15 protein-coding genes and 2 pseudogenes are annotated in these 16,824 nt (G+C 73.1%); 4 read left to right on the top strand and 13 right to left on the bottom strand.

All coding sequences use genetic code 11. The features are described from left to right. The first annotated feature begins 192 nt into the window (after positions 1-192). Positions 193-1,386 (top strand): glycosyltransferase, encoded by a 1,194-nt coding sequence (locus CGL27_RS12230; RefSeq protein WP_078640562.1) that lies wholly within the window; start codon positions 193-195, stop codon positions 1,384-1,386. A 23-nt stretch (positions 1,387-1,409) separates the two neighbouring features. Here CGL27_RS12230 and CGL27_RS12225 read toward each other — a convergent pair whose 3' ends face one another. Further along, the gene (locus CGL27_RS12225; RefSeq protein WP_119986551.1) at positions 1,410-2,375 is read right to left on the bottom strand and encodes an AraC family transcriptional regulator; all 966 of its coding nucleotides are present in this window, start codon (positions 2,373-2,375) and stop codon (positions 1,410-1,412) included. A gap of 81 nt (positions 2,376-2,456) precedes the next feature. On the opposite strand from CGL27_RS12225, the gene CGL27_RS12220 reads away from it, so the two are divergent. Next, positions 2,457-3,329 (top strand): NAD(P)H-binding protein, encoded by an 873-nt coding sequence (locus CGL27_RS12220; protein ID WP_240450476.1) that lies wholly within the window; start codon positions 2,457-2,459, stop codon positions 3,327-3,329. Positions 3,330-3,363: 34 nt separating this feature from the next. Here CGL27_RS12220 and CGL27_RS12215 read toward each other — a convergent pair whose 3' ends face one another. The 8 genes from CGL27_RS12215 to ribA form a co-directional block, all read right to left on the bottom strand. Then, the gene (locus tag CGL27_RS12215) at positions 3,364-5,913 is read right to left on the bottom strand and encodes a SpoIIE family protein phosphatase (RefSeq protein ID WP_119986547.1); all 2,550 of its coding nucleotides are present in this window, start codon (positions 5,911-5,913) and stop codon (positions 3,364-3,366) included. Positions 5,914-5,955: 42 nt separating this feature from the next. Continuing rightward, complete coding sequence (locus CGL27_RS12210; protein WP_205587680.1) at positions 5,956-6,201, bottom strand: hypothetical protein; 246 nt, start codon at positions 6,199-6,201, stop codon at positions 5,956-5,958. A 102-nt stretch (positions 6,202-6,303) separates the two neighbouring features. After that, positions 6,304-6,429 carry a hypothetical protein gene (locus CGL27_RS53120; RefSeq protein WP_276147835.1) on the bottom strand — a complete coding sequence of 42 codons (126 nt, stop codon included), beginning with the start codon at positions 6,427-6,429 and terminating at the stop codon, positions 6,304-6,306. Between the two features lie 21 nt (positions 6,430-6,450). Continuing rightward, positions 6,451-7,365: an NAD(P)H-binding protein gene (locus CGL27_RS12205; protein WP_119986546.1), complete on the bottom strand. Its 915-nt coding sequence runs from the start codon at positions 7,363-7,365 to the stop codon at positions 6,451-6,453. 2 nt (positions 7,366-7,367) lie between these two features. After that, complete coding sequence (locus CGL27_RS12200) at positions 7,368-9,500, bottom strand: xanthine dehydrogenase family protein molybdopterin-binding subunit (protein ID WP_119986544.1); 2,133 nt, start codon at positions 9,498-9,500, stop codon at positions 7,368-7,370. Next, on the bottom strand, positions 9,497-10,486 hold the full coding sequence (locus CGL27_RS12195; protein ID WP_119986542.1) for a xanthine dehydrogenase family protein subunit M: 990 nt from the start codon (positions 10,484-10,486) through the stop codon (positions 9,497-9,499). The genes CGL27_RS12200 and CGL27_RS12195 overlap by 4 nt, the downstream gene beginning before the upstream one ends. Further along, positions 10,483-10,989: a 2Fe-2S iron-sulfur cluster-binding protein gene (locus tag CGL27_RS12190; RefSeq protein WP_119986540.1), complete on the bottom strand. Its 507-nt coding sequence runs from the start codon at positions 10,987-10,989 to the stop codon at positions 10,483-10,485. The genes CGL27_RS12195 and CGL27_RS12190 overlap by 4 nt, the downstream gene beginning before the upstream one ends. A gap of 168 nt (positions 10,990-11,157) precedes the next feature. Beyond that, positions 11,158-11,814 carry a GTP cyclohydrolase II gene (gene ribA / locus CGL27_RS12185; RefSeq protein WP_119986538.1) on the bottom strand — a complete coding sequence of 219 codons (657 nt, stop codon included), beginning with the start codon at positions 11,812-11,814 and terminating at the stop codon, positions 11,158-11,160. Positions 11,815-11,909: 95 nt separating this feature from the next. Here ribA and CGL27_RS12180 point away from each other — a divergent pair, with 95 nt between their 5' ends. Together CGL27_RS12180 and CGL27_RS51955 are read left to right on the top strand one after the other, a co-directional pair. Beyond that, positions 11,910-12,659: a creatininase family protein gene (locus tag CGL27_RS12180; RefSeq protein WP_078640552.1), complete on the top strand. Its 750-nt coding sequence runs from the start codon at positions 11,910-11,912 to the stop codon at positions 12,657-12,659. Beyond that, a pseudogene (locus tag CGL27_RS51955) lies at positions 12,659-13,297 on the top strand (RibD family protein); the annotation flags it as partial. The gene CGL27_RS12180 and the pseudogene CGL27_RS51955, both read left to right, overlap by 1 nt. 273 nt (positions 13,298-13,570) lie before the next feature. Here CGL27_RS51955 and CGL27_RS51950 read toward each other — a convergent pair. The 4 genes and pseudogenes from CGL27_RS51950 to CGL27_RS12160 form a co-directional block, all read right to left on the bottom strand. Continuing rightward, positions 13,571-14,326: pseudogene (locus CGL27_RS51950) on the bottom strand (lysylphosphatidylglycerol synthase transmembrane domain-containing protein); the annotation flags it as partial. An 86-nt stretch (positions 14,327-14,412) separates the two neighbouring features. Continuing rightward, positions 14,413-15,249, bottom strand: a complete 837-nt coding sequence (locus CGL27_RS12170) for an SAM-dependent methyltransferase (protein ID WP_119986534.1) — start codon at positions 15,247-15,249, stop codon at positions 14,413-14,415. Then, positions 15,246-16,352: a glycosyltransferase family 4 protein gene (locus tag CGL27_RS12165; RefSeq protein WP_119986532.1), complete on the bottom strand. Its 1,107-nt coding sequence runs from the start codon at positions 16,350-16,352 to the stop codon at positions 15,246-15,248. Before CGL27_RS12165 ends, CGL27_RS12170 begins: the two co-directional genes overlap by 4 nt. Beyond that, entirely contained in the window at positions 16,349-16,747 is a 399-nt protein-coding gene (locus CGL27_RS12160) for a 6-carboxytetrahydropterin synthase (RefSeq protein ID WP_078640548.1), read from the bottom strand. The genes CGL27_RS12165 and CGL27_RS12160 overlap by 4 nt, the downstream gene beginning before the upstream one ends. Positions 16,748-16,824 lie beyond the last annotated feature (77 nt).

Below are 16,824 nucleotides of genomic sequence, written 5' to 3'. Positions count from 1 at the left end.
ATGAGAAGGTAACAATCCCATGAGGGCTGGCGGTGCACATCGGATATTCGGCGCGCCCTTGTTGGCGGCCCGTAAGACATCCACTCCGACGGCCCAGCGGTGCGCGTCTTACGTGATTTACATCCCGCCGTCTGGCAGGGTCGGCACCGATCGAAGCCCATCGGAATACGGAGGATGGGGCGCAGTCGCCCGATGAGAGTCCTGCACATCATCTCCCGCCTCGGGGCCGGAGGAGCCGAACAGCAACTGAGGCTGCTACTGCGCCATTTGCCGGTGCGCTGTGACGTCATCGCCCTCTCGGGCCCCGGCGCCACCGCGCACGGCATTCGCGCGGACGGCATCCCGGTCACCCATGTGCCCCTGGGCAGCGGGCGCGAGCGGCAGCTCACCACGGTGCCCAGGCTGGTGCGGATCATCCGGTCCGGCGGCTACGACCTGGTGCACACCCATCTGTACCGGGCATGTGTGCTCGGCCGGATCGCCGCCCGGCTGGCCGGGGTGCGGGCGGTCATCGCCACCGAACACAGCCTGGGCGAGCGGCGGATCGACGGCCGTCCGCTCACGGCCGCCCTCCGCGCCCGCTATCTCGCCGCCGAGCGGCTGGGCTCGGCCACCGTCGCCGTCTCGGCCGCCGTCGCCGACCGGCTGCGCGACTGGGGCGTGCCCAACCCCCGGATCCATCTGGTGCCGAACGGGATCGACGCCCGCCACTTCCGCTTCGAACCGGCCGCCCGGTCGGCCGCCCGCGCCCGTCTCGGCCTCCCCGACCGGGCCTTCGTGGTCGGCGGGGTCGGCCGCCTGGTGGCCGACAAGCGGTTCGACGCGGCGGTACGGGCCGTCGCCGAGGTGCCGGACACCCGGCTGCTGCTGGTCGGCGAGGGCCCCGAGCGCCCCGCCCTGGAGGACCTGGCCGCCCGGCTCGGCGTGGCCGACCGGGTGCGGCTGCTGGGGGAGCGCGACGGCGCGGTGGCCCCGCCGGACGACCGGCCCGCGGGGCTGCCCGGACTGCTGGCCGCCATGGACGTCCTGGTCTCGCCCTCCACCGAGGAGGCGTTCGGCCTCGCGGCGTTGGAGGGGCTGGCGGCCGGGCTGCCGGTGCTGCACACCGTCTGCCCCGCCCTCGACGAGCTCCCCGCCGGGGCCGTCCCCGGCGCCCGCCGCATCGCCCCCGGCCCGGCCGCCCTCGCCGACGCCCTGCGCAGGCAGGCCGCCGGGGGCCCGCTGCGCTTCCCGGTCCCGGACGCCATCGACCGCTACGACATCGCCCGCGGCGCCCGCCGCCTGATGGACCTCTACGACCGCGCCACCACCTGCGGGCCGGACGGCTGTCTGCGGGTGTCACCCATCAGCCGCCGCATGCCGCGGCGCGGCGCGCCCGCGGGTTGAGAGGGCTCGCGGCAAAAAACGAGTCAGCTTTTGTTGCCGAAAGCGTTGGCCCCGCTTAATGCCGCCTCACGGTACGCCCGCGGGCTGAGGCCGCGCTCGCGCGTGAACGCCGCGCTGAGGGCGAACGCACTGCCGTAGCCGACCCGCCGGGCCACCGCCGCCAGGGTGCTCTCCGGGTCCCGGAGCAGATCCGCCGCGAGCGCCAGCCGCCAGCCGGTCAGATACGCCATGGGCGGCTCGCCCACCAGGTCGGTGAAGCGGCGGGCCAGCGCCGCACGCGAGACCCCCGTCTCGGCGGCGAGCCCGGCCACGGTCCACGGATGTGCCGGGTTGTGCTGCAGCAGCCGCAGCGCACGGCCCACCACCGGGTCGCCCAGCGCCCGGTACCAGCCCGGCGCCCGGGCCTCCGGCCGGGAGAACCAGGCCCGCAGCACGGAGATCAGCAGCAGATCCAGCAGCCGGTCCAGGACCGCCTCCTGCCCGGCCTCGTCCCTGACGATCTCCTCGCCGAGCCAGGGCATCAGGGGGCAGTCCCACACCTCGCCGTCCAGTGCCAGCAGCGGGGGCAGCGCGTCCAGCAGCCGTCCGCTGATCTCCCCGTCCAGCTGATAGGTGCCGATGAGCATCGTGGCGGAGCCGTCCGGGCTGTTGCCCCAGGTGCGCACCCCCAGCGCCATCGCCTCGGCCAGATCCGCGCCGTCCGCCGTGCGGCACACCTCACCGGGGAGGATCCACGCCTGCGGCGCGGTGGCGGGGTCGTCGGCGACCGTGTACGGGGCGGGGCCGCGCGCGATGGCCACGTCCCCCGGGCGCAGCCGCACCGCCTCGCCCTCGTCCGGCACCACCCATGCCTCGCCGCGCGCCATGGTCATCACGCACAGCGGGGCCCGGTCCTCGATCCGTACCGCCCAGGGCGGCTCCATCACGACCCGCAGCAGAAAGGCCCCCCGGGCCCGCGGGCCGTCCAGCAGACTCGCCAGCGCGTCCATGGCGCACAGCGTAGACGCTCGCTTATGCGGCCGAGCCTCTCGGCCATGGCCCGTCTCACCGCCCGCGAGTTGACTGGCCGTATGACGACACAGCACACGGAAACACAGCCCGCGCAAGCACAGCCCGCCGACCCCACGACCGTCCTGGTGCTCGGCGGCACCGGCAAGACCGGCCGCCGGGTCGCGGACCGACTGGTCCGGGCCGGGCACCCGGTGCGGATCGGCTCCCGGTCCGGCGAGACGCCGTTCGACTGGGAGGATCCGCGCACCTGGGAGCCCGCGCTGGACGGCGCCGTCGCGGTGTACCTCGCCTACTATCCCGACGTCTGCGACCCGGGCGCCGCCGCCACCCTCCGCGCCTTCGCCGAACGGGCGGCCGAGCGCGGCACCCGGCGGCTGGTGTTGCTCTCCGCCCGGGGCGTGGAGGCGGCGCTGCCCGCCGAGGAGGCGGTGCGGGTGCCGGGTGTGGAGTGGACCGTGCTGCGGGCGAGTTGGTTCTGCCAGAACTTCGACGAGGGCATTCTGCGCGAGGGGGTGCTCGACGGCGAGATCGTCTTTCCGGCCGGGGAGGTCAAGGAGCCCTTCGTGGACGCCGACGACATCGCCGAGGTCGCGGTCGCGGCGCTGACCGGGGAGGGACACGCGGGCCGGAGCTACGAGATCACCGGGCCGAGGCTGCTGACCTTCGCCGAGGCGGCCGCGGAGATCGCCGGGGCGACGGGCCGCGCGGTGCGCTATGCGCCGGTCCCCGCCGAGGAGTACGGGGCCGCGCTGGTGCGCGACCACGGGCTGCCGGACGAGCTGGGGGCGTTTCTCACCGACCTGTTCGCCACCTTGCTGGACGGGCGCAACGCGCGGCTGGGGGACGGCGTTCACCGCGTTCTGGGCCGGGCGCCCCGGGACTTCGCCGACTACGTCCGCGAGACCGCCGGGAGCGGCGCCTGGGCCGACTGAAGCACGACGGACACCGCCGCCTCCCGCCGGGGCGTCAGGGGAGTGGCTGTGCGGTCCAGATGCACTTGCCGGTGGACGTGTAGCGGGTGCCCCAGCGCTGGGAGAGGGCCGAGACCAGTTGGAGCCCGCGTCCGCCCTCGTCGGTCTCCGAGGCATGGCGGATCCGGGGTGTGGTCAAAGAGCCGTCGGTCACCTCGCAGATCAACTCCTCGCTGCGCAGCAGCCGCAGCCCGATCGGGCCCCTGCCGTGCCGGATCGCGTTCGCGACCAACTCGCTGACCAGCAGCTCCGCGATGGGGGTGAGCGGGGCCAGCTCCCAGCGGGTGAGCTGGTCCCGGACGTGATCGCGGGCCTCGCCCGCGGCGATCGGCCCTTCGGACAGCGGCCATGCGGCGATGTGGTCGGAGGCGAGCGCATGGGTGCGGGCGATGAGCAGCGCCGCGTCATCGGCGGTGAGCTGCTTCTCTGGTAGCAACTCGGCCAGCACCTCGTCGCACAGCCGCTCCAGCGACGCGTGCTCGCCCCGGTCTCCGTCGCCCCGGTCTCCGTCGCGCCGGGCGTCCCCCGGGCCGGGCGCGCGGGCCGCGCCGGCCAGCGCGCTCGCCAGGTGCCGCATTCCGCGGTCGATGTCCCGGGCGGCGGATTCCACCAGACCGTCGGTGTACAGCACCAGCAGACTGCCCTCCTCCAGAGCCACCTCGGTGGTCTCGAACGGCGGCCGGGCCGCGCCCAGCGGTGGATCGGGGGCGCCGCCGACGAAGCGGACCGGGTGGCCGGGGCGTACGACGGCCGGTGGTGGATGTCCGGCGCTGGCGAAGACGCAGGTGGCGTTGGCCGGGTCGTACACGGCGTACAGGCAGGTCGCGTAGAGGTTGTCCCCCAGGTCGCTCACCAGGTCGTTGAGGCGGGTGAGCAACTCGGCGGGCGGAAACTCCAGCTCGGCCAGGGTGTTCACGGCGGTGCGCAGCCGGCCCATGGTGGCCGCCTCGGACAGCCCGTGACCCATCACATCGCCGATGACCAGGGCCACCCGGGCGCCGGAGAGCGGGATCACGTCGTACCAGTCACCGCCCACGTCGATGCCCTCGCTGGCGGGCAGATAGCGTGCGGCGGTGGTGACCGAGGACAGCGACGGCAGAGCACGTGGCAGCAGCCCGCGCTGGAGCTCCTTGGCCCGGGTGTGCTCCATGTCGTACAGCCGGGCGCGCTCGATGGCCTGGCCCATCAGTGCGCTGAGTGCGGTGAGCAGGGCCCGCTCCTCCGCGTCGAGCCGGCGCGGCTCGGCGAAGGCGACCACGGAGCAACCGATGTTCCGGCCGGAGACGATCAACGGCAGAAAGGCCCATGCCTGCTTCTGCGCCGCGGCGGGCCGCCCGCCCATGCCGGGATAGCGCGCGGTGTACTCCTCGGCCGACTCGACGAAGGCCGGCGCCCCGGTCCGGTATACCTCCGAGACCGGCGACACATCATGGATCGAGGCCCCGTCGATCGACTCCAGGAAGGGCTGCGGATAGCCGACGGCCCCGGCGATCCGGATCACGTCGCTCTCGATGAGCTGCACCACCATCCCCGAGGCGCCGAACGGCGGCAGCACCCGGTCGGCGATGGCGTTCACCACGTCGCGCATCGTCAGGGCCTGCGCGAGGGCGTCGGTCAGCTCGCCGATCCGCGCGGTGCGCTCGGCCGCCGCGTGCTCGGCCGCGGCCCGCTCCGCCTCCCGCGCCCGGCTCGCGGTGATATCGGCGGCGTAGACCGTGAGCCCGTTCGGCACCGGGACCAGCCGCATGGAGTACCAGCGCTGATTGGTGGGCCAGCGCACGTCGAACCCGACCGGGGTGCCGCTCTCGGCGGCCTGCTGGTAGCGGTTCCGCAGGCCCGGTTCCGCGTCGTCGACGCTCAGTCGCGCGAAGGCGTCCCACAGGGTCCGGCCGAGAGTCGTCCGCGCGGCGCCGAGCAGCCGCTCCGCCTCGCCGTTGACGAAGGTGATGCGCCAGTCGCCGTCGACCGCGAAGAACGCGTCGCTCATATGCCAGAGCGCCTGGCTCACCTGGTCGTCCGCCAGCGAATTGCCGGTGCCGCCCCGGTCCCGGTCCCGGTCGGGAGGGTACTCCCGCAGCCGCGGGGCGGCCCACGCGGCCAGCGCCTCGACGGCCGCCCGCCGCTCCGGTGTGGGCCGCTCGGCCGGGGCCGTCAGCACCGACAGCGCGCCGATGACCTTCTCCGGAGTGATCAGTGGAACCGACAGCAGCCCGCTTCCGGCGGGCAGCGCCGGGCCCGTGCCGCCCCCGGCGCCGAGGGCCGGCGCCCACACCGTCGCGCCCTGGGCCACCGCGCGGGCCGGGGCGCCGGCGCCGGCCGCCTCGACCTCCGCCCAGTCCCGGGCGACCGTACGGATCAGCCCGTGCACCGCCGCGAGCCGCAGCGACCGGGTGCCGGGGCCGCGCAGATGCACCATGCCGCCGAGACCGCCGGTCTCCGTCACGGCATGGTCGAGCGCGAATCCGAGCAGATCGGGGCCGCTCAGCCGGTCACCCGCCTCGGTGATCATGCGTATCCGCGCGGCGATGGCCTCGTCCATGCCCATGGAGAAAATTTACTCCCTCAGCGGTATATCCAAGACAATGTGCTACCCCGTCGGGCGACGGTCGTCCGGGGTCGGTGGGGACCGGACGGACAGGGTGGTGCGGCGGGGGCCCGACCAGGGGGCCGGGACCGCGTCGATGTCCTGGGCCAGGTGGTAGGCGAGCGTCTCGTAGTTCACCCGCCGGCCGCGGAAGTGCGGCCACGCCTCCTCCGCTGTGCGCTCCATCGGATAGCCGTAGGTGCGCATCCGTTCCACCCCGCGCAGGAAGTCCTCGTAGCCGAGCCGCACCGGATCCTCCGGGCGCGGGTCGGCGTCGTACGGGATGCCGCGGAAGAGGTCGCCGATGTCGTCCAGCAGGTCGACCTGGGCCCATGAACCGGAACGGTCGGCTCACCGAGCGCTGGACGAAGCCGGTGAAACCGGCCGGGTCGGCCGGGGAATGACCAGGGTGCGCAGCACCGAGGCGAAGATTCCCAGCACGATGACCGCGCCGATGATGCCCAGCAGTACCCGCACCGCGAATCCGTTCCGCCCACGTCATTTCGTGAACATCTCGGGGTGCTCATGGACGAAGTCCCGCACTCCGGTCGCGGGCCTCCCCGTGATCGTCTCGATGTCGTCGGTCCGGCGGTCGTAGCGGTTCTCCGCGTGCAGCCGGGCCATGGTCGCCAGATGCTGGAAGACGTGGTCGGGCAGGCCCAGGGCCCGCAGGTCGTGGTTGACCCAGGCTTCGTAGGAGACGTCCACGTAGCTGACCGGCCGGCCGAGCGCGTCGGCGAACTCCCCGGCCATGGTGGTCATGTCGACGGAGGCCGGGCCGGTCAGATGGTAGGTCCTGCCGATGTGCGAGGAGGGGTCCACCAGGATCTCCGTCACCACCGCGGCGACGTCCCGCGCCGCGACCGGGGAGGTGCGCCCGGTGCCGAACGGCAGCCGGATCGTGCCCTCCTGCGCGATGGAGGAGTGGACGAAGACCGAGAAGAGCGGATTCTCCATGAAGACGGTGGGCCTGAGGTGGGTGACGGGCAACCCGGACCAGTCGAGGGCCTGTTCGCCCAGCCACTGCAGCCGGTGCTGATCGGACTCCGTGGTGCTGGTGAGGTCCATCTGGGAGACCGTCATCTGCGACATGTTGACCAGCACCTCCAGCCGCGCGTATTCGCGGGCGACCGCCGCCGTCGTCACCGTGGCCTCCAGATACCGCGACGAGACGCTCATGCCGAAGTACATCCGTCCGCAGCCGTCCATCGCGCGGACCACGTCCGGGGCGCGGGCCAGATCGCCCGCCACCACCTCCGCGCCCGTCGCGCGCAGCGCGTCGGCCCGCTCGTCCTCCCGGTGGACCATGGCCCGCACCGGCAGATCGCGCCGGCGCAGCTCCTCCACGACGGTGCGGCCGATGCCTCCGACGCTCCCCGCGGCGCCGGTCACCAGGATGGGTGCCGGGGCCATGGCTAGGACACCAGCTTGTCGAGAGTGATGGGCAGTTCGCGGACCCGGACCCCGGTGGCGTGGTGCACGGCGTTGCCGATGGCCGCGGCGGTGCCCACGATGCCCACCTCACCGAGGCCCTTGGCCCCCATGGGGTTGGTGTACGGATCGGGCTCGTCCAGCCAGTGGGCCTCGATCGCGTGGACATCGGCGTGGGAGGCGATGTGGTACTGGGCGAAGTCGTGGTTGACCACATGGCCGAACCGCGGGTCGAGCACACTGTGCTCGTACAGCGCCATCGACATCCCCTGGGTCATCCCGCCGATGAGCTGCGAGCGGGCCGTCTTGGGATTGATGACCCGGCCCACGTCGAACATCCCCAGCAGCCGCGTCACCCGCAGTTCACCGGTGTCCCCGTCGACCCGTACCTCGGCGAACTGGGCGCCGAAGCTGTGCATCGCATAGCGCTCGGCCTCCGGGTTGCCGCCGGGCATCTCCGCGGTGACTTCCAGCCCCTCCGGCGGCGCGATACCGCCGTGTTCGGCCCGCAGCCGGTCCCGCAGCCGGTCCGCCGCCTCCCAGATCGCGGTGCCCCAGCTGTTGATGCCGGCCGAGAACCCGGCGACCGACGCGGCCGGCAGCGCCGTGTCCCCGATCCGCATCTCCACCTGCCCGACCGGGACGCTCAGCGCGTCCGCGGCGATCTGGGTGAGCGCCGTCCAGGTGCCGGTGCCCAGGTCGGCGGCGGCGATCCGCACCGTGTAGCGGCCGTCCGGGCCGACCCGGATGGTGGCCGCGTTGCCGGGGAAGCGGGGGGAGGGATACGTCGAGACGGCCACGCCGGTGCCCACCAGCCAGCGCCCCTCGCGGTGCGCCCGGGGGGCCGGGTCACGGTGCTCCCATCCGGACCGGCGGGCGCCCTCGCGCAGACAGTCGGTCAGATGGCGGCTGGAGAACGGCAGCCCGGACTCCGGATGCACCTCCGGCTCATTGCGGATCCGGAACTCCACCGGGTCAAGACCGCAGGCGATCGCCATCTCGTCCATGGCCGACTCCAGCGCGTACATCCCCTGTGCCTCGCCCGGCGCCCGCATGATCGTCGGCACCGGGATGTCCAGCGGGGCCAGCCGGTGGGTGGTGCGCCGGTGCGGCGCCGCGTACATCAGCCGGGAGCAGACGCCCACCTGCTCCGCGTACCCCTTGGCCTTGGCGGTCTGCTCGATCACATCGTGGGCCAGCGCGGTGAGCCTGCCGTCCCGGCCGGCGCCCAGCCGGATCCGCTGGATCGACGCCGGACGGTAGCCGACCAGGGCGAACATCTGCTGCCGGGTGAGGGTGAACTTGACCGGCCGCCGGACGATCCGGGCGGCCATCGCGGCGAGGACGGCGTACGCGTGGGGGTAGACCTTCGAGCCGAACGCGCCCCCGACATGCGGGGAGACCACCCGCACCCGCCCCGGCTCTAGCCCCAGCACCCCGGAGATCAGGGCCTGGCTCATGGAGACGCCCTGGGAGGAGCAGCGCACCAGCAGCTCGCCGTTCAGCCAGGTGACGACGGCGGTGTGCGGCTCCATCGGGTTGTTGTGGTACATCGGCGTGGAGTACGTGGTGTCCACCATGATCGGCGACGCCGCCAGCGCCGTATCGACGTCCCCCAGCAGACTGTCGGCGGGCGAGCCGTCCTGCAGCTCTCCACCGCCCGTGCCGAAGGCGGCGGCGTGCACCGGGGAGTAGAGGTCGTCGCGGTCGGCGCGCAGCACCACATCGGGGGGCCGGCTCTCGTAAGTGACGCGGACGAGCCCCGCCGCGCGGCGCGCGGTCTCCAACGACTCGGCGACGATCGCCCCGATGAACTGGCCGCGCCAGGCGACCTCGTCGGACTGCAGGACCGCGAGCTCCGGATCGTCGGGCCGGGTCAGTGTGGGGGCGTTGAGATGGCTGAGCACGGCCAGCACTCCCGGCTCCGCCTCCGCGAGCGCGCTGTCCACCCCGGTGACCCGGCCGGAGGCGATCGTGGACTGCAGCGGATACAGATAGACGGGCTGGTCGAGGGGCCATTCATAGGCGTAGGTGGCGGTGCCGGTGACCTTCTGCGCGCCGTCGACGCGGTCCATCGGGAGGCCGATGGCGTGGGGGCGGGCTGTGACGTGGCTCATCGCGCCTCCTCCAGCAGCTCCAGCAGGGTGGCGACCATCGTGTTGCGGGCGAGCGGGACCTTGAAGGCGTTGCCCGGCAGCGGTCGCGCCGCGGACAGCTCGGCCGCGGCCGCGTCCAGGAAGCTCTCCCGGGTCGCGGGCGCGCCGCGCAGCACCGCCTCGGCCGTGGTGGCCCGCCAGGGCTTGTGCGCCACCCCGCCCAGCGCGATGCGCGCGTCCCGTACCGCCCCGTCGGTGACCTCCAGCGCGGCGGCGACGGAGACCAGCGCGAAGGCGTACGAGGCGCGGTCGCGCACCTTGCGGTAGCGCGAGCGGACCGCGGAATGCGGGGGCGGCAGCTCCACCCCGGTGATCAGCTCACCGCGCGCCAGGACGGTGTCGCGCTCGGGGGCGGCCTCCGGCAGCCGGTGCAGCTCGGTCAGCCGGATCCGGCGCTCGGAGGCCGGGCCGGCCACCGTCACCACCGCGTCCAGCGCGGCCAGCGCGACGGCCATGTCGGAGGGGTGGGTGGCCACACAGGTGGGGGAGGCGCCCAGGATCGCCATATCGCGCTGATAGCCCTCCATGGCCGAGCAGCCCGCGCCCGGTGTGCGCTTGTTGCAGGCGGTGGTGACGTTCTGGAAGTACGGGCAGCGGGTGCGCTGCAGCAGATTCCCGCCGGTGGTGGCGAGGTTGCGCAACTGGCCGGAGGCGCCCGAGAGCAGCGCCTGGGAGAGCACCGGATAGCGTCGCCGGACCCGGGGGTCGGCGGCCAGATCGCTGTTGGGCACGGCCGCGCCGATCCGCAGCCCCCCGTCGGGCAGCTCCTCGATCCGGTCGGAGGTGAGCCGCCGGACGTCGATCAGCAGTTCCGGGGTCGCCACCTCCAGCCGCATCAGATCGACCAGATTGGTCCCCCCGGCCAGATAGGCCGCGTCCGGCTCCCGGACCAGGGTGGTGACGGCCGCCGACACCTCATCGGCGCGCTCGTAGCGAAAGGGCCTCATCGGTGCGCCACCTCCGCGATCGCCGGGACGATGTTCGCGTACGCGGCGCAGCGGCACAGGTTGCCGCTCATCCGCTCGGCGATCTCCTCGTCGTCCAGCACCACATCGGTGGCACCCAGGTCCTTGCTCACGGCGCTCGGCCAGCCCTCCCCGGCCTCCTGCAGCATTCCGGCCGCCGAGACGATCTGACCGGGTGTGCAGTAGCCGCACTGGAAGGCGTCATGGGCGATGAACGACTGCTGGAGCGGGTGCAGCTCACCGTTGGTGAGCCCCGCCGCCGTGACGATGTCCGCGCCCTGGTGGGCGACGGCCAGCGCGAGGCAGCCGAGGACCCGGCGGCCGTCGAGCAGCAGGGTGCAGGCGCCGCACTGTCCGTGGTCGCAGCCCTTCTTGGGGCTGGTGTTCCCCAATTGCTCGCGCAGGGCGTCCAGCAGCGTCGTACGGGTGTCGACGGTGAGGCGGTGCTCGGTCCCGTCCACCCGGAGCTCGATCTCCAGGTCCATGGTCCCTACCCTTGATCGTCGTCCGTCGGAACGTCACGCAGCACCCCCATTCTCGGACATATGGGCACTGATCGCCCGTTCGGCGGTATGGCCACACCGATGGCGGGCCGCGGCTCGCGTCCGGTCGACGCCGGTGGACGGGGCCGCGGCCCCCGGCCGGGCTCTCCTTCAGGTGCGCTGGATCACGGCTTCCAGATGGGGCAGATAGTGGTCCATGCGATCCCGCTTGGTGAGCAGATACGGGAGGTTCTCCTTGTGCGGAGTCATCAGCAGCGGCACCTGCTCGCTGACCCTGACGCCATGCCGCAGCAGCGCGTCCCGCTTCTGGGGGTTGTTGGACAGCAGCCGCACGGAGCGCACCTTGAGGTCGTGCAGGACGTCCGCCGCCACCTTGTAGTCCCGGGCGTCCGCCGGCAGGCCGAGGGCGAGGTTGGCCTCGACGGTGTCCAGCCCCTCCGTCTGGAGCTTCATCGCCTGGAGCTTGGCGAGCAGCCCGATCCCGCGTCCCTCATGACCCCTCAGATAGACGAGAATGCCCCGGCCCTCGGCCGCGATCGCCTTCAGCGCCGCGGAGAGCTGGTCGCCGCACTCGCAGTGACGGGAGCCGAACGCGTCTCCGGTGAGGCACTCCGAATGCAGGCGGGTAAGCGCTTCCTCACCGGTGACATCGCCGTATACCAGCGCCATTTGTTCATCACCGCGAACGAGGTCCCGATAGCCGATCGCGAGAAAGTCGCCATGCTTCGTGGACAGCCGGACATTCACCACTCGTTCGACACCCGAGGGGCGGGCGTCGACATCGAACACGCCATCACTTTCTGTCATGTCCCGATCTTATCTGGAAAACCACCGCCCTTGTACAGGAGAATGACAAAGCCGCGGCAACAAGCTGTCCGGCCGACACCTGAAAGGTCCACGATATGAGCGGTTCGGGAACGCGTCCGCAGGTCGGCATGGTCTTGCCGACACAGACGACGGAGGAAGTGCGGGCCGACCGGGCCGATGTCGCCGTGCTTCCCGTAGGCAGCTTCGAACAACACGGCGCATTTCTCCCGCTGGCGACCGACACGGTCATCGCCGGCACGATCGCAGGCGAGATCGCGGCCGCGTATCCGGTGCTTCACCTGCCCCCGGTGACGATCTCCTGCTCCCATGAACATGCGGCCTGGCCAGGCACGGTCTCCCTGTCCGCGGCCACCCTCTACGCCGTGGTCCGCGATATCGCCGACTCGCTCCGGCGCTCGGGTATACGCGGTCTGATTCTGGTGAACGGACACGGCGGGAATTACGTACTGCGCAACATCGTTCAGGAATCCGCCGGTGGTGACTTCGGTATGGCGCTATTCCCTGGATCGGCGGACTGGGACGCCGCCAGGACCCGCGCCGGAGTACGTACCCCGTCGAACAGCGATATGCATGCGGGGGAACTGGAGACATCCATACTCCTGCATGCCCATCCAGAACTCGTCCGGCCCGGTCATGAAACCTCCGACTGGATATCCGACGATCGGAAACATCTGCTCACCCTCGGTATGTCCGCCTATACGGAGTCCGGCGTCATCGGCCGGCCTTCCAGGGCGTCCGCACATAAGGGAAAGGAACTGCTGGCCGGGCTCGTCGATTCCTTCGCCGAGTATCTTTCCCTGGTCGGTGCCGAGAAGGAGGCGTGATGACCTTTCTGGAAACGGAAGAGGCATGGGAGCGGCTGCGCTCCGTCCGGAGCGAGGCGGACACCGGGGCCGCCGGTCTGGTCCGGGGCCCGGACGGCAGGCGGCGGTGGAGTGAGCCCGCCTCGCCGGAGGCCCGGCTCCTGGTCGACCGCTATCTCCCGCTGTGCCTGGCCGGGCCGCGGCTGACGATCGCTCAGCTCGGTCAGAGCCTGGACGGATTCATCGCCACCCGCACCGGCGACGCCGACTACGTCACCGGCGAGGAGGACCGCCGCCATCTCCACCGGCTGCGCGCCCTGGCCGACGCGGTGGTCGTCGGGGCCGGCACCGCCGTCGCGGACGACCCCCAGCTCACCGTCCGCGTCTGCGCGGGCACCCACCCGGTACGGGTCGTCCTCGATCCCCGCGGCCGGGTGCCGCTCGACCGACGCGTGTTCACCGATGGCTCAGCTCCGACCCTGTGGGTGGTGGGCCCCACCGGCGAGCGCCGGCCGGCGCCGCCGGACGGGGTGGAGCTGCTGACGCTCACGGAGCCCGACGCCTTTGCCCCCCACCGGCTGGTGCGGGCGCTCGCGCGGCGCGGACTGGGCCGGGTGCTCATCGAGGGCGGCGGCGTCACCGTGTCCCGCTTTCTGCACGCGGGGGCGCTGCACCGGCTCTATGTCACCGTGGCCCCGGTCCTGCTCGGCGACGGCATCCCCGGGCTGCGCTTCGACGGGACGCCGGTCATGCGGGACGCGCTGCGCCCGCCCGTCCGCCGCTCCACCCTCGGCGAGGACACCCTCTTCGAACTCGACCTGTCGGCCCCGCGGCCGGGCGCACCACTGGACGGCCAGCACTGCGACACCGGGGAGGCTCGCGGCGAAGGTGAGCACCCCGTAGACCACGGCCACGGTCAGCCCCTGGCCCGCGCCCAGGCCCGCGGCGCCGAAGGCCCAGGCGGTGACGCCTTCGCGGGGGCCCCAGCCGCCGACGTTCAGCGGCAGCGCCATGGCGATCAGGGCGAGCACCATCAGGGGCAGCAGCTCGGTCAGCGGAGCGTGTGACCCCGCGGCCCGCGCGGCGAGGACGAACGTCGTCAGATGCCCGGCCAGCACCACGACCGAGGAGACCACCACCCCCGGCCAGCTGCCCCGGGCCAGCAGCCCGCGGCGCGCCTCGGTCAGCGCGCCGCGGACCGCGCCCCGCCGCCGCGCGGCCACCGGCGCCGCGCGGCGTCGGCGCCGGACGGCCACGGTGACGAGCAGCGCGACACACCCCGCGAGCACCGCCGCCCAGGCCATCGGGGAGCCGAGACCGCCGACCAGCCGGCCCAACTGCTCCACGGCCAGGGAGGGGTGGGCCAGCAGGATCGCCACCCCCACCGCGATCAGCACCACCTGGCCCGCGACCCGCTCCAGCACCACCGCGCGTACGCCCCGGCCGACATCCCCCGCGTCCCGCCCGTGCCGCACCGCGCGATGCACATCGCCGAGGACCCCACCGGGCAGCGCGGCGTTGAGGAACAGCGCGCGGTAGTAGTCGGCGACGGCCGGGCCCAGCGGCAGCCGGATCCGCAGCCCCCGCGCCACCAGACACCAGCGCCATGCGCTGAAGACCGTGGTGAGCAGGCCGAGACCGAGCGCCGCCAGCAGGGTGAGGCCGTCGATGGTGTGCAGGCCGTCCACAAAGGCCCCGGTGCCCAGCCGCCACAGCACCACCCCGAGGATGGTGACGCCCGCGACCGCCCCGAGCCGGGCCCGCAGCGCGCCGGTCACGCGGCCGCCCCCAGCGTGCGGGACGCGGGCAGCGCCAGCAGATCCCGGTGGTGCACCACCACCCGCAGCGCGCCCGTCGCGGCGATCGCCAGCCGGCGGCGCAGATACGCCTCGGCGCGCCCGGCCAGCTCCGGCCGGTGCTCCACGGCCGCGCCCACCCAGCCCCGCAGCCACTCGGCCGTCAGCGCGGCGTGGTCGGCGCCGAGCGTCCAGGGGCTGGCGTGGGTCCGTACCGTCGCGCCGTAGCGGGCGAACGTCTCGGAGGCGACCGCCATCGCGTCGGGGCCCACCAGATCGCCGCGCCGCTGATGGGCGTTGAACGCCTCGGTGATCTCCGCGTCCAGCGGATCGGCCGGGGTGATCTCGACCCGCCCCACCACGGACAGCGCCAGCAGCGCCGGGCACTCCGCCGCGGCGCAGGCCGCGGCGATCCCGTCCACCTCCTCGACGGTGAGCACGTCCAGCAGCGCGGACGCCGTCACCAGCGAGGCGCCGTCCAGCGTGCTCGCGGTCAGCCGGGCGAGGTCGCCACGCGCCGTCGCGATGGCGATGCGGCTGCCGTCGGTGGCCGCCCGGGGCATCCGCAGGGCCGCCCGGTCCAGCAGATCGGGGTCGCGGTCGTGCAGGATCCACAGCTGCGGGCCGCTCAGCCGGGGCGCCAGCCAGCGCCCCATGGAGCCGGTGCCGCAGCCCAGATCGTGAATCACCAGCGGCGGGCCGGACAGCCGGGGGCGGAGCTCCTCGATGAGTTCGGGGGAGCGGGCCGCCGCGTCGGCGCTCTCCCGCAGCTCCAGCCAGTCGGGGGTGTAACGCGGTACGTCGGTCGTCTTCACGCGGCCCTCCGCGGTTCGTCTCGAAGCTCTTCCAGCGCACCGGCCAGGTTCCGGGTGGTGTTCTCCCACCCGGCCAGCGCGGTGCGCCGCTCGTGCGCGGCGGCGGTCAGCCGGCGGCGTATACCCGGATCGCCCAGCCAGCGGCGCAGCGCCGCCGTGAGCGCCCCGGGGTCGTCCGGGTCGATGAGCATGCCCGGCACCCTGCCGTCGGGTGCCTGCCCGACGGCCTCCGGAACCCCGCCGACGGCCGTGGCCAGCACCGGGATCCCCCGGGCGAGCGCCTCGGTCACCGCCATGCCGTAGGTCTCGGCGTACGAGGCGAGCACCATCGCGTCGGCACCCGCGTAACCGGCGTCCAGCTCGGCGCCGGTCTTCGGGCCGAGCAGACGCACCCGGTCGCCCACGCCCAGCTTCTCGATCAGCTCCCGGAGCCGGGCGGTGTACTCCGGGTCCTGGTCCAGGGATCCCACGCAGTCGCAGGTCCAGGGCAGATCCGGGATGTCCGCGAGCGCCTCCACCAGCCGCAGCTGCCCCTTGCGCGGGGTCACCGAGGCCACGCACAGCAGCCGTGAGCCCGCGCCGCCCGAGGAGGCGAGGGGCGCGATATCGGCGCCGGGCGCCGACACATGGACCCGGTCGGGCACCAGCCCGTGCAGATCCACCAGCCGCCCGGCCGCCCATGCGCTGGTGGCCACCACCGCCCGCACCGAGCGCAGCGTCCGGCCCTCCAGCGCCGTCAGCTCCGCGGCCCGGCCGGGGGCCAGCCCCGTCTCGTCGCCCAGCGGCAGATGCACCAGCACCGCCAGCCGCAGCCGCTGGGCCTGCGGGACGACGATGTAGGGGAGCGCACAGGCGACCAGCCCGTCGAGCAGGACGGCCGTGCCGTCCGCCAGCCCGGCCAGGATCCGGGTCAGCTCGGCGCGGGCGGCGGGGCCGGGCTGGGGCCAGTCGCCCGCGACCGCGTGCTCCTCGACCTGCCAGCCGGCGCCGGGCAGATCCCGGCAGATCCGCCGGTCGTAGACGTTGCCGCCGCTCGGCGCGGCCGGCTCGGCCACGGCGCCGGGCATCACGATGTGCACCGTGCGCGGTGCGGCCGGGCTCATAGGCCGCGCTCGTAACTCGCCCAGGCGACATGCGACTCATGCAGGGTGACGGCGATTGCGGACAGCCCGCGGGCGCCCTCGCCCAGCGCCCCGGAGTGGACTCGTTCGGCGAGGCGGTCGGCGATCACCTTGGCGAGGAACTCGGTGGAGGTGTTGATCCCCTCGAAATCGGGTTCGTCGTCGAGATTGCGATAGCTGAGCGCGCCGCACACCTCCCCCAGCTCACGGGTGGCCAGGCCGATGTCGACGACGATGTTGTCGTCGTCCAACTCGGCACGGCGGAAGGTGGCGTCCACGAGGAACGTCGCCCCGTGCAACCGCTGCGCGGGTCCGAAGACGTCCCCGCGAAAACTGTGAGCGATCATGATGTGATCGCGGACGGTGATGCTGAACAACGGATGACCCTCCAGATACGGCGGTTCGGGCCCTCAGCCGGGGCACGCCCTCTAGTACGGCCGTCACGTTCCCCGTG

This window comes from Streptomyces sp. 11-1-2 (genome assembly GCF_003595545.1).
Taxonomy (GTDB): Bacteria; Actinomycetota; Actinomycetes; order Streptomycetales; family Streptomycetaceae; genus Streptomyces; species Streptomyces hygroscopicus_B.
This window is presented reverse-complemented; position numbering and strand designations above follow the sequence as displayed.

What these genes read in the sequence shown, in the direction of transcription:
- CGL27_RS12230 (WP_078640562.1), top strand. Translation starts at nt 193, where the DNA reads ATGAGAGTCCTGCACATCATCTCCCGCCTCGGGGCCGGAGGAGCCGAA.
- CGL27_RS12225 (WP_119986551.1), bottom strand. Translation starts at nt 2,375, where the DNA reads ATGGACGCGCTGGCGAGTCTGCTGGACGGCCCGCGGGCCCGGGGGGCC.
- CGL27_RS12220 (WP_240450476.1), top strand. Translation starts at nt 2,457, where the DNA reads ATGACGACACAGCACACGGAAACACAGCCCGCGCAAGCACAGCCCGCC.
- CGL27_RS12215 (WP_119986547.1), bottom strand. Translation starts at nt 5,913, where the DNA reads ATGGGCATGGACGAGGCCATCGCCGCGCGGATACGCATGATCACCGAG.
- CGL27_RS12205 (WP_119986546.1), bottom strand. Translation starts at nt 7,365, where the DNA reads ATGGCCCCGGCACCCATCCTGGTGACCGGCGCCGCGGGGAGCGTCGGA.
- CGL27_RS12200 (WP_119986544.1), bottom strand. Translation starts at nt 9,500, where the DNA reads ATGAGCCACGTCACAGCCCGCCCCCACGCCATCGGCCTCCCGATGGAC.
- CGL27_RS12195 (WP_119986542.1), bottom strand. Translation starts at nt 10,486, where the DNA reads ATGAGGCCCTTTCGCTACGAGCGCGCCGATGAGGTGTCGGCGGCCGTC.
- CGL27_RS12190 (WP_119986540.1), bottom strand. Translation starts at nt 10,989, where the DNA reads ATGGACCTGGAGATCGAGCTCCGGGTGGACGGGACCGAGCACCGCCTC.
- ribA (WP_119986538.1), bottom strand. Translation starts at nt 11,814, where the DNA reads ATGACAGAAAGTGATGGCGTGTTCGATGTCGACGCCCGCCCCTCGGGT.
- CGL27_RS12180 (WP_078640552.1), top strand. Translation starts at nt 11,910, where the DNA reads ATGAGCGGTTCGGGAACGCGTCCGCAGGTCGGCATGGTCTTGCCGACA.
- CGL27_RS12165 (WP_119986532.1), bottom strand. Translation starts at nt 16,352, where the DNA reads ATGAGCCCGGCCGCACCGCGCACGGTGCACATCGTGATGCCCGGCGCC.